Below are 12,510 nucleotides of genomic sequence, written 5' to 3' on the forward strand. Positions count from 1 at the left end.
TAAACCTTGTTGTGTCAGCCGCTGGCGAACGGTCACCGGTTGTCGCTCAACCCTCTGAAACGGCATCCTTTATCCCATGAATACGACTCTTCAACTCAACGACATAATGCGGCTGATTGGCAATCTGGTACGCATCGGCAACGTCTCAGAACTGGATCTTGCCAACGCACGTTGCCGCGTCGCGACGGGCAGCAATGTAACGGCCTGGCTGCCGTGGATGACGCACCGCGCTGGCCGTACGCGCAGCTGGTGGGCGCCTTCCGTCGGTGAGCAGGTGTTACTGCTCTCGATGGGCGGCGAACTGAATACGGCATTCGTTCTACCGGCGGTATTCTCCGATGCGTCGCCCGCCCCATCGGCCTCGCCAGACGCCCTTCATCTGGCCTTCCCGGACGGCGCCATTTTTGAATATGAACCGGCACAAAGCGCTTTAAAAGTGACGGGAATTAAAACCGCCGTCATTAACGCCTCGCAGAAAGTGGAGGTAACAGCGCCCGAAATCCGCTGTACCGCCAGCACCCGCATCACGCTGGACACGCCGGAAGTGGTTTGCACCAGCAAGCTGACCACCGGATCCCTTGAAGTGAAACAAGGTGGCACACTGACCGGCAACTTAATCCACAACGGCGGCAGCCTGACATCCAACGGCATCGTTGTGCACACCCATCGCCACAGCGGTGTTCAGACCGGTGGCGGTCAGACAGGAGGCCCGCAATGAGCAATCCGAAATACCTGGGGATGGACAGAAACAGCGGTCTGGCTATCGAAGATCTCGACCATATCCGCCAGTCCGTCAGCGATATTTTGAATACGCCGGTTGGCTCAAGAGTGATGCGCCGCAATTACGGCTCGCTGCTTTCGGAGCTGATTGACCAGCCGCAAAACGGCGCTCTGCGGCTACAGATGATGGCCGTGTGTTACACCGCCCTGTTGCAGTGGGAACCGCGCGTTTCACTGACTGCGATCACTTTCGACACCGGCTACGACGGCAAGATGGTGATTGAACTGACCGGAAGCCGTAACGATACGGCGACGGATTTTTCCCTGAATATTCCTGTGAGCTGACACTTATGGCAACGATCGATTTGAGCCAGTTACCGGCCCCCGATGTGGTCGAACAACTGGATTATGAAACCCTGCTTGAAGAACGTAAAACGACGCTGATTTCGCTTTACCCGGCAGACCAACAAGAAGCAGTCAGCCGGACACTGACGCTGGAATCCGAACCGCTGGTCAAACTTTTGCAGGAGAACGCTTACCGCGAACTGATCCTGCGCCAGCGCGTCAACGAATCCGCCCGCGCCGTGATGGTGGCTTATGCGACGGGCAGTGATCTGGATCAGCTGGCGGCGAATTTTAATGTTCAGCGCCTGGTTTTACAGCCAGCGGATAACACCAAAGTTCCGCCAGTCCCTGCCGTCATGGAAAGCGATGCAGATTTTCGCACCCGAATTCCGCAGGCTTTTGAAGGAATGAGCGTTGCCGGACCTTCCGGTTCGTACGAATTCCATGGCTTATCTGCCGATGGACGGGTGGCTGACATCTCGGTTATCAGTCCTTCCCCCGCCAATGTCACCATCTCAGTGCTGTCACGTGAAGCCAATGGTATCGCTCCGGAAGACTTATTAGCGAAAGTCCGTATCGCGCTGAATGACGAAAATGTCCGGCCTGTTGCCGACCGTGTTCTGGTGCAGTCTGCCAGCGTCGTCCCCTATGAGATTGATGCCACGCTCTACCTGTATCCAGGGCCAGAATCTGAACCCATCATTCTGGCCGCCGAAGAAAAGCTGAAATCTTACATCAGCGATCAGCATCGCCTGGGGCGTGATATCAGGCTTTCCGCCATCTATGCGGCGCTGCACGTTGAAGGTGTCCAGCGTGTTGAGCTTGCTAAACCCGCCGCAGACATTGTACTCGACAGCACGCAAGCCTCTTACTGCACAAATTACGTGATTACCGTCGGAGGCTCCGATGAGTAACAGGTTGCTGCCCAGTGGATCTTCCGCGCTGGAACTGGCAGCCGCAGAAGCCTGCGCTGAACTGGCTCGTGTGAATGTCCCGCTAAAAACATTATGGAATCCGCAGACCTGCCCCGCCAAATTTTTACCTTATCTGGCATGGGCACTTTCTGTCGACCGCTGGGACAGCGAATGGCCAACGGCGACAAAACGCAGCGTGATTCAGTCTGCATGGTTCATCCATCAGCATAAAGGCACCGTCGGCGCCATTAAACGCGTGGTCGAGCCTCTCGGTTATGTCATTAACGTCACCGAATGGTGGGAAACCAATGACCCGCCTGGCACGTTCAAACTCGATATCGGTGTTCTCGACTCCGGAATTGACGAAGCCATGTACGAAGAAATGGAGCGCCTGATTGATGATGCGAAGCCCGCCAGCCGTCATCTGATCGGACTGACGATTACTCAGGATATTCCCGGCACCGTCTATCTCGCCGCGGCAATGTATGACGCAGAAATACTCACTGTTTATCCGGACTGATAAGGAATCTTATGAGCAAATTTAAATCCGTCGTCACCACGCTTGGGCAGGCGCGCATAGCATCAGCCATCGAAAGCGGAAAAGACGTCAATATTACCCATCTGGCCGTCGGTGATGGTAAAGGCAACGCGACTGAGCCCTCTGTGGGTCAGACGGCACTGGTCCATGAAACCTACCGTCTGAAGCTGAACTCCATCAAAATCGACAATAAAAATGCCAACTGGATTATTGCCGAAGCCATTATCCCGGCAGAAGTCGGTGGTTTCTGGATGCGTGAGATGGGCCTTTATGCTGCAGACGGCACCCTGATTGCGGTCAGTAATATGGCCGATACTTATAAACCCACACTCGAGGAAGGTTCTGGCCGGACACAAACCCTGCGCATGATCATCACCGTCACAGATACTGATGCAGTTAGTCTGACCATCGACGACACACTGATTATTGCAACCGAAGAATACGTCAATAATCTGCTGGCTGAGCATGAAGCCTCACGACGTCACCCAGACGGTACGCTAACCGCGAAAGGTTTTGTGCAGCTGAGCAGCGCGGTGGGCAGTACCAGCGAAGTTCTGGCGGCAACGCCAAAAGCGGTGAAGGCGGCGAATGATAATGCAAACGGGCGCTTACCTTCAGGTGGAACAGCTGTTGCAGCGACTAAGCTGGCGACGGCAAGGAAAATAGCCGGTGTAGCATTTGATGGGACGGCGGATATCGAACTTACAACCTCTAATATCAAAAATATTGTTGGAAGCGAATATCCCGTTGGTGCACCTATTCCCTGGCCATCAGATATTATTCCGGATGGTTTTGCATTAATGATTGGCCAGGCGTTTGATAAAAATGCATATCCAAAACTTGCTCTTGCTTATCCTTCGGGCATTATTCCAGATATGCGAGGGTGGATTATAAAAGGTAAACCAACCAGTAACCGAACAATACTTTCATTCGAACAGGATGGTATTAAGACACATACGCATAGCGCATCTATTTCCAATACTGACCTCGGTACTAAAACCACATCTACGTTCGACTATGGGCGCAGAGATAGCTCAAGTTTCGATTATGGGAACAGAGGGACGGATGCGCAGGGGAATCACCAGCATGGTAATGGTATTCGTATACCAGGCAACCAAGATGGAGCCGTTATTTATGGCACCCGGCCAACTAGCCTGGTCAACGCAGCGTGGGCGAAAGGAGGAACAAATACAGGGGCAGAAGCTGTCACCTCTGCCGATGGCAATCACGCCCATACTATTAGTATAGGGGCACATAATCATTATACTGATATTGGTGCACATAATCATACAATGGTTATTGGGTCACATAGTCACGGAATAACTGTGAATGCTACAGGGGGCGTCGAAAATACCGTTAAAAACATTGCAATGAATTACATTGTAAGAATGGCATAAACCAGTAGAAAATATTATTGAGATGGGATATTAGTTAGCTCATCGTGGATTGAATTAAAAAACAATCCACGAACTTATAAATTACAACCGATTGCCCTTAAGATTTTTTTACTGTGATTATTTTATAGAAAATTGGCAAAAATATGCGTTTGAGACGACTTTTTAATTTAACTTTCAATGGGCGTCTACGCATAATTTTTTGCCAGGCTTGCTGCCGTTCATTTTTAAAAAGCTGAGTATCAACATCTTCGACGATTGTTGAAACCAATGCTTCCTCTGCCAGTGTAACTGGAGGTGGGAATACAGCCTGAACTTTAATAAATGAATAATCCTCAAACACTGCCCATTTATCTGCAGTTATCCAAACCGGATATAAATTTTCCAACAGGTTTTTGGCAGCAAGATTATTTATTATATAGCCATGGGAAGTAGTGGCATGATAGACAGGATAGATTTTTGCCCCATAAACGCCTAACGCCATAGGCTTATCGATAAGTCTATTCACAGGGGTTAGAAGGGTAACCATTGGGCATGATGCATTATTAAGTGAAATCACTGCTTCTATTATAGAGCTAAGATTTGTCGATAATAATGCGTCATCTTCCAGAACCAATGCAGCATTAAGACTATCCTCTACTATTTTCTCATATATGCGAAGATGACTTAAAGCACATCCGATCTCTCCTGGACGATATGCATAGTTGATTTCAGCGGTATGCAACTTTAATTCTTCAGGAGAAAAAATACGTCCATCGACAGCTTCAATCACCTCGTAATCTAAACCCAATGCGTCACACTGGGTTGTAATTGCTAACCTTCGTTCAACCGAACGTTTCAGGTTGATAATGTATATTTTCACTTAAAAAACCTTTTATTAACGTTGTATTTCAGTTTTCCGAACATAAATTCCCAGAAGCATCATAGAATTTTATCTCCCTTCAATTTTGAATTTAATTTTCATCAATTACAAGCCTAAAGAAGTAAACACGCTGAATGTAGTTTTCTAACCTCTGTTGTGCCACCGCCCTCACGCCCCTGATGAAATGCGCTTTCTGTTGCGAACCGGCATCCTTGCTTCACCACCCACAACAGAGAGAGTCACCCTGATGGCTGATTATCATCACGGCGTACGTGTCGTCGAAATCAACGACGGCACCCGCGTTATTTCTACCGTTTCCACCGCAATTATCGGCATGGTTTGTACCGCAGAAGATGCGGATGCGACCGTTTTCCCTTTGAATACTCCGGTTCTGATCACTGATGTTCTGGCAGCCAGCGGTAAGGCAGGCACCAGCGGGACGTTGCGCGCAGCGCTTCTGGCGATTGCTGACCAGTGTAAACCGGTCACTGTCGTGGTGCGTGTTGCCACGGGCGAAGATGAGGCTGAGACCACCAGCAATATTATCGGCGGTTCTGATGCCAATGGCCGTTATACCGGCATGAAAGCGCTGCTTTCTGCTCAGGCTGAGCTTGGCGTTAAACCACGCATTCTCGGTGTTCCGGGTCTGGATAATCAGGCAGTGGCAACCGCACTGGCAGGTGTTTGCCAGCAGCTGCGTGCCTTTGGTTATGTCGGCGTATATGGCGCAAAAACGATTTCAGATGCGATTAAATACCGTGAAAACTTCAGTCAGCGCGAACTGATGCTGATCTGGCCGGACTTTATTAACTGGAATACCACCACCAGCCAGTCCGATATCGCTTATGCCACCGCTCGTGCTCTGGGCTTACGCGCCAAAATCGACCAGGACACAGGCTGGCATAAAACCCTGTCAAACGTCGGCGTGAACGGTGTGACCGGCCTTTCTGCCAGCGTCTTCTGGGATTTACAGGCAACCGGCACCGACGCCGATTTGCTCAACGAAGCCTGTGTCACGACGCTGGTGCGTAAAGACGGCTTCCGTTTCTGGGGTAACCGCACCTGCAGCGATGACACGCTGTTCCTGTTCGAAAACTACACCCGTACCGCGCAGGTTCTGGCCGATACCATGGCTGAAGCACACATGTGGGCGGTCGATAAGCCGATGACCCCGACGCTGGTTCGAGACATGATCGACGGCATCAAAGCCAAAATGCGTGAGATGAAATCAGCGGGTTACATCATTGACGGCGACTGCTGGTACGACGAAACCGCTAACACGGCGGAAACCCTGAAAGCCGGCAAACTGTATATCGATTACGACTACACCCCGGTCCCTCCACTGGAAGATCTGACCCTGCGCCAGCGTATCACCGACTCTTATCTGGTGAACTTTGCCGCGTCCATTAACAGCTAAGGAGACAAAGACTCATGGCACTTCCAAAGAAATTGAAATACCTGAACCTGTTTAATGACGGGAACAGCTACCTCGGTCTGGTCTCTTCGCTGACACTGCCGAAACTCACCCGCAAACTGCAAAACTACCGTGGCGGCGGCATGAGCGGTTCGGTCGCGGTGGACTTCGGTCTGGATGATGATGCGCTGACGCTGGAATGGTCTATCGGCGGTCTGGATGAACTGGTTCTGCAGCAATGGGGCAGCACATCTGATATTCCGCTGCGTTTTGCCGGTTCACTGCAGCGCGACGACACCGGCGATGTTTCCGCGGTCGAAGTGATGATGCGCGGCCGCCATAAAGAATTTGATTTCGGCGAGTACAAACAGGGTGAAGACACTGAAACCAAAGTCACCACCCAGTGTACGTATTTCAAACTGACTATTGATGGCAAAGAGCTGATTGAGATCGACACCGTCAATATGGTCGAAGTCGTCAACGGCGTTGATCGTCTGGCAGAACACCGTACCGCGCTCGGCCTGTAATTCCCTTCCCCAAGCCGGCAGCCATTGCCGGCTTCATTTCCGACTTAAGCAGGAAAAACCATGAACCCGACTGACATTAACGACAATACCGTGATCCTCGATGTTCCGCTCAAACGCGGCGAAATGGAAATCACAGAAGTTCAGGTCACCAGACCTACCGCCGGCAGCCTGCGCGGTATCGGTCTCGCGGCACTGGCGAACGCGGATGTGGACGCGCTGATCACTATTTTACCGCGTATCACGTATCCGAATCTGACCAAAGAAGAGTGCTCGCGCCTGGAGCTGCCGGATCTGATTGCGCTGGCAGGCAAGGTGATTAGTTTTTTATCGCCGAAACCGGTGGCGTAAGTATTGCGTCCCGCCTCACCGTGGATGACCTGATGGCAGATATCGCGGTGATATTTCACTGGCCGCCGTCTGAAATGGACGGCATGTCACTTACCGATCTGCTGAACTGGCGACATAAGGCACTGCAACGCAGCGGAGTAAAAACAGATGAGTAATCTCGAAAAGTTACCCGACACGCTGGAAAAAATAAATCAGGATCTGGCCTCTTTCAGGGCCGAAACGGACAGAGTCAGAAAAAACCTGCTGACGCTGCCCGGGAAGACCTTATTCAGCGTCGTCTCAGACGATATCACTGACGCTTCCCTCCAGTTTGATAAGTCAGTGTTCGCCCCCGACAGCGGGACAGAAACGCAGGCATTTTCCGGCCTGAAAAAGGCAGTGGCCAGCCAGTCGGCAGAAAAGCTGCGCCAGCAACGCCCGATGCAAATGGAACAAAAAGGGCAGGAGATCGGGAAAGAGTTTAAAAATCGCGAACTGAAAATTGGCCAGTTAAAAAATATCAGCTCGTCTGCCCTTTCCTTTGCACAACCGAAACTGGCGCTGGCACAAAACTTTCTTAAACCGGGTGCAGAGCTGGAATCCGGGCTTGCAGAAGTGCAGTCTGTTCTCGGCCTGAAAAATGACGATCCGCACGTTGCCGCTTTACGCCAGCAAAGCTTGTCGATGGCGGCTGCCGGCCATTCACCGGCGGAAGTGGTCGCTAAACAGCAGGTACTCGCTAAAAACGGAATGAATGCCGATCAGGTTCTGGAACAAACACCGGCAGCACTGAATGGCGCAACGCCTGCGGCGCAGATGGCGGTGACCGTGAAAGGCGACAACCTTGACGGTGATATCGCCAAGCTTTTTGCCACCTGGGACACTATCCGTATCAACCTTTTCGACGGGCAAAGTGCCGCCCTGCGAGAACTGACGCAAACCGCCACCAGCTGGCTGGGCACGCTCAATACCTGGATCACTGATAACCCCGTGCTGGTGAATTCCCTGCTCGGTCTGGCCTTAAGTATTACGGGCATTGTCGGCGGCATGGGTACACTCGGCATGGCTATCGCACCGGTGCTGAGCGGTATCAACATGCTGATGGCCGGTGCCGGACTGCTGGGAACCATTTTTACCGGTACCGGCGGCGTTATTGCTGCAGCCTTTGCCGCCATCGGACTTCCGCTGCTGCCCGTCATCGCGCTGATTGCCGGGATTGGCATCGCCGTAGTGAAACTTTGGGAGCCGATCAGTGCGTTTGTTGGCGGAGTTATTGAAGGATTTAGCTCGGTAATGGGACCAATAAGCGCTGCGTTTACGCCTTTCAGAACCGCGCTGGGATGGATTACCGATTTGTTTGAACCGATAAAATTCAGTCAGGATACCCTGAGCGGCTTTACCGATATTGGCAAAGAGGTCGGTGAAGCGATCGCCGAGATTTTCGTCACGCTTAATAAAGCGGTCACACAAATCGGTGAAGTCTTCAGTTGGGCGAAAAAAGGTTGGGATGCCATTTTTGGCAATGACGATGCCGAAAGCCAGGGTATTCCGGCAGCGCCGGTGGAGAGCATTTCTCCGACAGGCGGTACGCTGAGCCTGTATCAGCCTGCTAAAAACAGCGTGGCAAATAACCTGACGGATAACCGGGCGACGACCGTGAACTTAAGTTTCACCGCGACGCCGGAGACAGATCATAACCAGATCAGAACCTGGATTGAAGATTCCATAAACCAGCAGAAATGGAACGATACCAACAATCTTCTCAGCCAGTACAACAACGGAGGGATTTACTCATGATGATGTCGCTGGGTTTATTTGTGTTTAAGTTAAGCACGCTGCCCTATCAGAATACGTCCCGTCAGGTGAACTATGGCTGGGGCACGAACGCGCGTTTCGGACAGCGTCCGGTTTCGCAATTTCTTGGACTGGGTGAGGAAACGATAAAAATTACCGGGCAGTTATTGCCTGAAATGACTGGCGGCATGCGCTATTTACAGATACTCCAGAGCATGGCCGACTCCGGCCGTGCATGGCCGTTGATTGAAGGCAGCGGCACGATTTACGGCATGTTTGTCATCAAAAATATCACCCATGACAATGCTGAGTTTAATTCCAGCGGCCAGGCGCGCAGCATCAACTTCACGCTCAATCTGACTCGTGTCGATGAGTCGCAGGCCGCCATGTTTGGTGATTTGCTGACTCAGGCCGAAGGTTTGTATAACAAAGCCAGTTCAACCATCAGCAATTTCACGAGCGGGGTCTGATCATGCTGACTGATTTTCAGTTACCCGTGGGTGCGCGCATCGCGCCGGTGTTCACCCTGGCGATAAAAAATAAGGTACTGGAAGAAAACATCTCGGATCGGATCATCAGTTTATCCGTCACGGATAACAGCGGTTTTACCGCAGATACCTTGAATTTAACCTTCGATGACAGCGACAGACAATTACAGATGCCCGTTCGCGGCGCCGTTTTACATCTGCATCTGGGATGGTCAAAACAGGCGCTCTATGACTGCGGCTATTTCACGGTAGATACCGTGGTTTATTCAGGCTCACCAGACAGAATTGCGGTCACTGCCCGCAGCGCAGATTTCCGCGGTTCGTTTACCACCAAACTCAGCCAGTCTTATGACGATTACACGCTGGGCGCCATTGTGCGCATCATCTCGAGCCGGAATAAACTGGATCTGCCGGTTATCCCCCAGGAACTCGATAGCATTAAGATCCCGCATATCGACCAGACCGCTGAAACTGACAGCTACTTCATCACCCGTCTCGCACAAAGCTATGGTGCGCAGGTGACTGTTAAAAACGGCACAATCTTGTTTTTTAAAGCTGGCACCGGCCGGACTGCTTCCGGACAGGCTATTCCCTGGAAAACAATTGTCCGCAGTGATGGCGATAATCACAACTATAAGACGATCGACAAGAAGGCTTACGACGGCGTAAAGGCACAGTGGCATGACCTCAAAAAAGCGACCACCAGCAATGTGGCGTTGAAAAACTCAGGAGAAAAGAGTTATACCGCGGGCTCAGGCAATAATATTTTACAGCTGGCTAAAATCTTTCCTGATGAAGAGACCGCCAAACGCGCAGCAGATTCCGTGTTTAACCAGATTCAGAATGATTCTGCGTCTTTCAGTATCCGGCTGGCATTAGGACGTGCCGACCTCAGTGCGCAAACACCGGTGAATGTGCAGGGGTTTAAAGATGTGATCGACAGTCAGGACTGGGTGATTGATTCCGCTGTGCATGAGATAAATGAGAAAGGGTATACCACCACATTGAATCTAAAGCCGTATGTTGCAGATATCACTTATGAGTCATCAATTTCATAATTACAACTTGCTTTTGCGAGTTATGCGTTTCATAATCACCTTATCGCTTACCTGTCATGCCGGAGGTTTTTATGATGCATTGCCCGCTTTGTGGAAAAGTAGCCCATACACGTTCAAGCCGTTATCTGAGTGAATCAACGAAGGAACGCTATCATCAGTGTCAGAATATCGAATGCAGCTGTACGTTTGCCACGCACGAATCGGTCGCCCGGGTTATCTCAAAACCCGGTAGCCAGCCATCCGCTGCGTAATTATTTTACAGGCCATAATACAAAAAAAGGGGTTAGCCGATGGCTAACCCCTTGTTCTATATTAACTAGTAGATGTCGCGTTAGCGATACCTTAGCCCAGACGTTCTTTGATACGTGCAGACTTACCAGTACGCTCACGCAGGTAGTACAGTTTAGCTTTACGAACGGCACCACGACGTTTAACAGTAATGCTGTCGATTACTGGGGAGTGAGTCTGGAATACACGCTCAACACCTTCGCCGTTAGAAATTTTGCGAACAGTGAATGCAGAGTGCAGACCGCGGTTACGAATAGCGATAACCACGCCCTCGAATGCCTGCAGACGCTTTTTAGAACCTTCAACGACCCATACCTTAATTTCCAGGGAATCACCTGGACGGAAAGCAGGTACGTCTTGCTTCATCTGCTCTTGTTCGATTTGTTTAATGATATTGCTCATAATATGTCTCTTACCCTAGGTAAACTGATATATCGGGACGGCCTCGCGTTACGCTTTGGCGTTCCCTTCATAGTTTTGTTGACTGAGCCGATGTTCCTTTTGGAACTCTCTCAGCAACACCTCTTGCTCGTCAGTCAGAGCTAGGTTTTCCAGAAGTTCAGGTCTTCTAAGCCAGGTTCGACCCAGCGACTGTTTCAGGCGCCAGCGACGTATATCAGCGTGGTTTCCCGACAGTAAAACCGGCGGTACCTCCATGCCTTCCAACACTTCAGGGCGGGTATAGTGGGGGCAATCCAACAATCCATCAGCGAAAGAATCTTCTTCTGCTGACGCCTGACGACCCAGAACACCCGGTATAAAGCGGGATACTGAATCAATCAGAGTCATTGCCGGTAACTCTCCACCGCTGAGAACATAATCGCCAATTGACCATTCTTCATCAATTTCGGTTTTGATTACGCGCTCATCAATCCCTTCATAACGACCACAAACCAGAATAATTTTCTGATGAGCCGCCAGTTCGCAAACACCGGTTTGATCCAGTTTGCGACCCTGAGGTGAAAGATAAATCACTTTCACACCTTCGCCTGCCGCTGCTTTTGCTGCATGAATCGCTTCCCGCAAGGGTTGCACCATCATCAGCATTCCGGGACCACCGCCGTAAGGGCGCTCATCCACGGTACGATGTCGATCGTATGCGAAGTCACGAGGACTCCAGCAATTTACGCTCAACAGGCCATTCTTAACTGCCCGGCCAGTTACCCCGTAATCCGTAATCGCGCGGAACATTTCAGGAAACAGGCTAATTATACCGATCCACATAGCCTACCCCTTCCAAATGTTTGACCGCTCAACCAGACCTTGTTTACGTGAATAAACACTACGGAGGTCAAAAACCAGGATCCCAATCTACTTCAACAGTGCGAGTAGCGAGATCGACTTTCTTGATAACCTGCCCATCGAGGAACGGAATCAACCGCTCCTTGAGTCCGAAGGCATCTTTCAGGTTGGCTTTAACTACCATCACATCGTTAGAACCGGTTTCCATCATATCGATGATTTTGCCCAGTTCGTAACCGGAAGTTGTCACTACCTGGCAACCAAAAAGGTCTTTCCAGTAGTAGTCACCGTCTTCCAGTGGAGGCAGTTGCTTTGAATCGACGACAATTTCGCAATTGGTCAGAAGATTCGCTGCATCCCGGTCATCAACGCCTTTGACTTTGATAATCAGGTCCTGAGTGTGGCGTTTCCAGCCTTCCAGCTCGACAACTTGCCACTTACCGGCACGCTGGATAAACCACGGCTGGTAATCGAAGATGCTTTCAGCGTCTTCGGTGGATGAAAACACTCTGAGCCAACCACGAATGCCGTATGTTGAACCCATTTTGCCGAGTACTAACGGCTCAGCGGGTACCACTGGATTGGATTGCTTGCTCATT

At 50.8% G+C, this 12,510-nt stretch carries 17 protein-coding genes; 13 read left to right on the forward strand and 4 right to left on the reverse strand.

What is annotated here, in order from left to right:
* The first annotated feature begins 76 nt into the window (after positions 1-76).
* The 5 genes from J1778_RS01870 to J1778_RS01890 are packed head-to-tail and all read left to right on the forward strand — an operon-like array spanning position 77 to position 3,914.
* Entirely contained in the window at positions 77-718 is a 642-nt protein-coding gene (locus tag J1778_RS01870) for a phage baseplate assembly protein V (RefSeq protein WP_113878069.1), read from the forward strand.
* Positions 715-1,065 (forward strand): GPW/gp25 family protein, encoded by a 351-nt coding sequence (locus J1778_RS01875; protein WP_112290622.1) that lies wholly within the window; start codon positions 715-717, stop codon positions 1,063-1,065. Before J1778_RS01870 ends, J1778_RS01875 begins: the two co-directional genes overlap by 4 nt.
* 5 nt (positions 1,066-1,070) lie before the next feature.
* Entirely contained in the window at positions 1,071-1,979 is a 909-nt protein-coding gene (locus J1778_RS01880) for a baseplate assembly protein (protein ID WP_217171746.1), read from the forward strand.
* A complete protein-coding gene (locus J1778_RS01885; RefSeq protein ID WP_217171747.1) occupies positions 1,972-2,499 on the forward strand; it encodes a phage tail protein I in 528 nt (175 codons plus the stop codon). The genes J1778_RS01880 and J1778_RS01885 overlap by 8 nt, the downstream gene beginning before the upstream one ends.
* An 11-nt stretch (positions 2,500-2,510) precedes the next feature.
* Positions 2,511-3,914, forward strand: a complete 1,404-nt coding sequence (locus J1778_RS01890; RefSeq protein WP_217171748.1) for a phage tail protein — start codon at positions 2,511-2,513, stop codon at positions 3,912-3,914.
* A gap of 97 nt (positions 3,915-4,011) precedes the next feature.
* Here the strand turns inward: J1778_RS01890 and J1778_RS01895 are convergent, their stop codons facing one another.
* Positions 4,012-4,773: a glycosyltransferase family 25 protein gene (locus J1778_RS01895; RefSeq protein WP_217171749.1), complete on the reverse strand. Its 762-nt coding sequence runs from the start codon at positions 4,771-4,773 to the stop codon at positions 4,012-4,014.
* A gap of 247 nt (positions 4,774-5,020) precedes the next feature.
* Between J1778_RS01895 and J1778_RS01900 the strand changes: the two genes are divergently transcribed.
* The 8 genes from J1778_RS01900 (at position 5,021) to J1778_RS01935 (ending at position 10,632) form a co-directional block, all read left to right on the forward strand.
* Complete coding sequence (locus J1778_RS01900; protein ID WP_217171750.1) at positions 5,021-6,190, forward strand: phage tail sheath protein; 1,170 nt, start codon at positions 5,021-5,023, stop codon at positions 6,188-6,190.
* A 14-nt stretch (positions 6,191-6,204) separates the two neighbouring features.
* Positions 6,205-6,714 (forward strand): phage major tail tube protein, encoded by a 510-nt coding sequence (locus J1778_RS01905; RefSeq protein WP_013574045.1) that lies wholly within the window; start codon positions 6,205-6,207, stop codon positions 6,712-6,714.
* Positions 6,715-6,774: 60 nt separating this feature from the next.
* On the forward strand, positions 6,775-7,062 hold the full coding sequence (locus tag J1778_RS01910; RefSeq protein WP_217171751.1) for a phage tail assembly protein: 288 nt from the start codon (positions 6,775-6,777) through the stop codon (positions 7,060-7,062).
* A gap of 20 nt (positions 7,063-7,082) precedes the next feature.
* Positions 7,083-7,217 carry a GpE family phage tail protein gene (locus J1778_RS01915; RefSeq protein ID WP_013574043.1) on the forward strand — a complete coding sequence of 45 codons (135 nt, stop codon included), beginning with the start codon at positions 7,083-7,085 and terminating at the stop codon, positions 7,215-7,217.
* On the forward strand, positions 7,210-8,838 hold the full coding sequence (locus J1778_RS01920) for a phage tail tape measure protein (protein WP_217171752.1): 1,629 nt from the start codon (positions 7,210-7,212) through the stop codon (positions 8,836-8,838). The genes J1778_RS01915 and J1778_RS01920 overlap by 8 nt, the downstream gene beginning before the upstream one ends.
* Positions 8,835-9,305: a phage tail protein gene (locus tag J1778_RS01925; RefSeq protein ID WP_217171753.1), complete on the forward strand. Its 471-nt coding sequence runs from the start codon at positions 8,835-8,837 to the stop codon at positions 9,303-9,305. The genes J1778_RS01920 and J1778_RS01925 overlap by 4 nt, the downstream gene beginning before the upstream one ends.
* A 2-nt stretch (positions 9,306-9,307) precedes the next feature.
* Positions 9,308-10,381 carry a contractile injection system protein, VgrG/Pvc8 family gene (locus J1778_RS01930; RefSeq protein ID WP_217171754.1) on the forward strand — a complete coding sequence of 358 codons (1,074 nt, stop codon included), beginning with the start codon at positions 9,308-9,310 and terminating at the stop codon, positions 10,379-10,381.
* Between the two features lie 71 nt (positions 10,382-10,452).
* Positions 10,453-10,632: an ogr/Delta-like zinc finger family protein gene (locus tag J1778_RS01935; RefSeq protein WP_129954609.1), complete on the forward strand. Its 180-nt coding sequence runs from the start codon at positions 10,453-10,455 to the stop codon at positions 10,630-10,632.
* A gap of 91 nt (positions 10,633-10,723) precedes the next feature.
* Here the strand turns inward: J1778_RS01935 and rplS are convergent, their stop codons facing one another.
* From rplS to rimM, 3 genes are all read right to left on the reverse strand, one after another.
* The gene (rplS, locus tag J1778_RS01940) at positions 10,724-11,071 is read right to left on the reverse strand and encodes a 50S ribosomal protein L19 (protein ID WP_095923499.1); all 348 of its coding nucleotides are present in this window, start codon (positions 11,069-11,071) and stop codon (positions 10,724-10,726) included.
* A 48-nt stretch (positions 11,072-11,119) separates the two neighbouring features.
* On the reverse strand, positions 11,120-11,893 hold the full coding sequence (gene trmD, locus J1778_RS01945) for a tRNA (guanosine(37)-N1)-methyltransferase TrmD (RefSeq protein WP_217171755.1): 774 nt from the start codon (positions 11,891-11,893) through the stop codon (positions 11,120-11,122).
* Positions 11,894-11,960: 67 nt separating this feature from the next.
* Entirely contained in the window at positions 11,961-12,509 is a 549-nt protein-coding gene (rimM, locus tag J1778_RS01950; RefSeq protein WP_013574036.1) for a ribosome maturation factor RimM, read from the reverse strand.
* Position 12,510: the final 1 nt, after the last annotated feature.

It is taken from the genome of Rahnella bonaserana, assembly GCF_019049675.1.
GTDB classification, from domain to species: Bacteria; Pseudomonadota; Gammaproteobacteria; order Enterobacterales; family Enterobacteriaceae; genus Rahnella; species Rahnella bonaserana.

Coding starts and splice junctions, on each gene's coding strand:
- J1778_RS01870 (WP_113878069.1), top strand. CDS start 77: ATGAATACGACTCTTCAACTCAACGACATAATGCGGCTGATTGGCAAT.
- J1778_RS01875 (WP_112290622.1), top strand. CDS start 715: ATGAGCAATCCGAAATACCTGGGGATGGACAGAAACAGCGGTCTGGCT.
- J1778_RS01880 (WP_217171746.1), top strand. CDS start 1,071: ATGGCAACGATCGATTTGAGCCAGTTACCGGCCCCCGATGTGGTCGAA.
- J1778_RS01885 (WP_217171747.1), top strand. CDS start 1,972: ATGAGTAACAGGTTGCTGCCCAGTGGATCTTCCGCGCTGGAACTGGCA.
- J1778_RS01890 (WP_217171748.1), top strand. CDS start 2,511: ATGAGCAAATTTAAATCCGTCGTCACCACGCTTGGGCAGGCGCGCATA.
- J1778_RS01900 (WP_217171750.1), top strand. CDS start 5,021: ATGGCTGATTATCATCACGGCGTACGTGTCGTCGAAATCAACGACGGC.
- J1778_RS01905 (WP_013574045.1), top strand. CDS start 6,205: ATGGCACTTCCAAAGAAATTGAAATACCTGAACCTGTTTAATGACGGG.
- J1778_RS01910 (WP_217171751.1), top strand. CDS start 6,775: ATGAACCCGACTGACATTAACGACAATACCGTGATCCTCGATGTTCCG.
- J1778_RS01920 (WP_217171752.1), top strand. CDS start 7,210: ATGAGTAATCTCGAAAAGTTACCCGACACGCTGGAAAAAATAAATCAG.
- J1778_RS01925 (WP_217171753.1), top strand. CDS start 8,835: ATGATGATGTCGCTGGGTTTATTTGTGTTTAAGTTAAGCACGCTGCCC.
- J1778_RS01930 (WP_217171754.1), top strand. CDS start 9,308: ATGCTGACTGATTTTCAGTTACCCGTGGGTGCGCGCATCGCGCCGGTG.
- J1778_RS01935 (WP_129954609.1), top strand. CDS start 10,453: ATGATGCATTGCCCGCTTTGTGGAAAAGTAGCCCATACACGTTCAAGC.
- rplS (WP_095923499.1), bottom strand. CDS start 11,071: ATGAGCAATATCATTAAACAAATCGAACAAGAGCAGATGAAGCAAGAC.
- trmD (WP_217171755.1), bottom strand. CDS start 11,893: ATGTGGATCGGTATAATTAGCCTGTTTCCTGAAATGTTCCGCGCGATT.
- rimM (WP_013574036.1), bottom strand. CDS start 12,509: ATGAGCAAGCAATCCAATCCAGTGGTACCCGCTGAGCCGTTAGTACTC.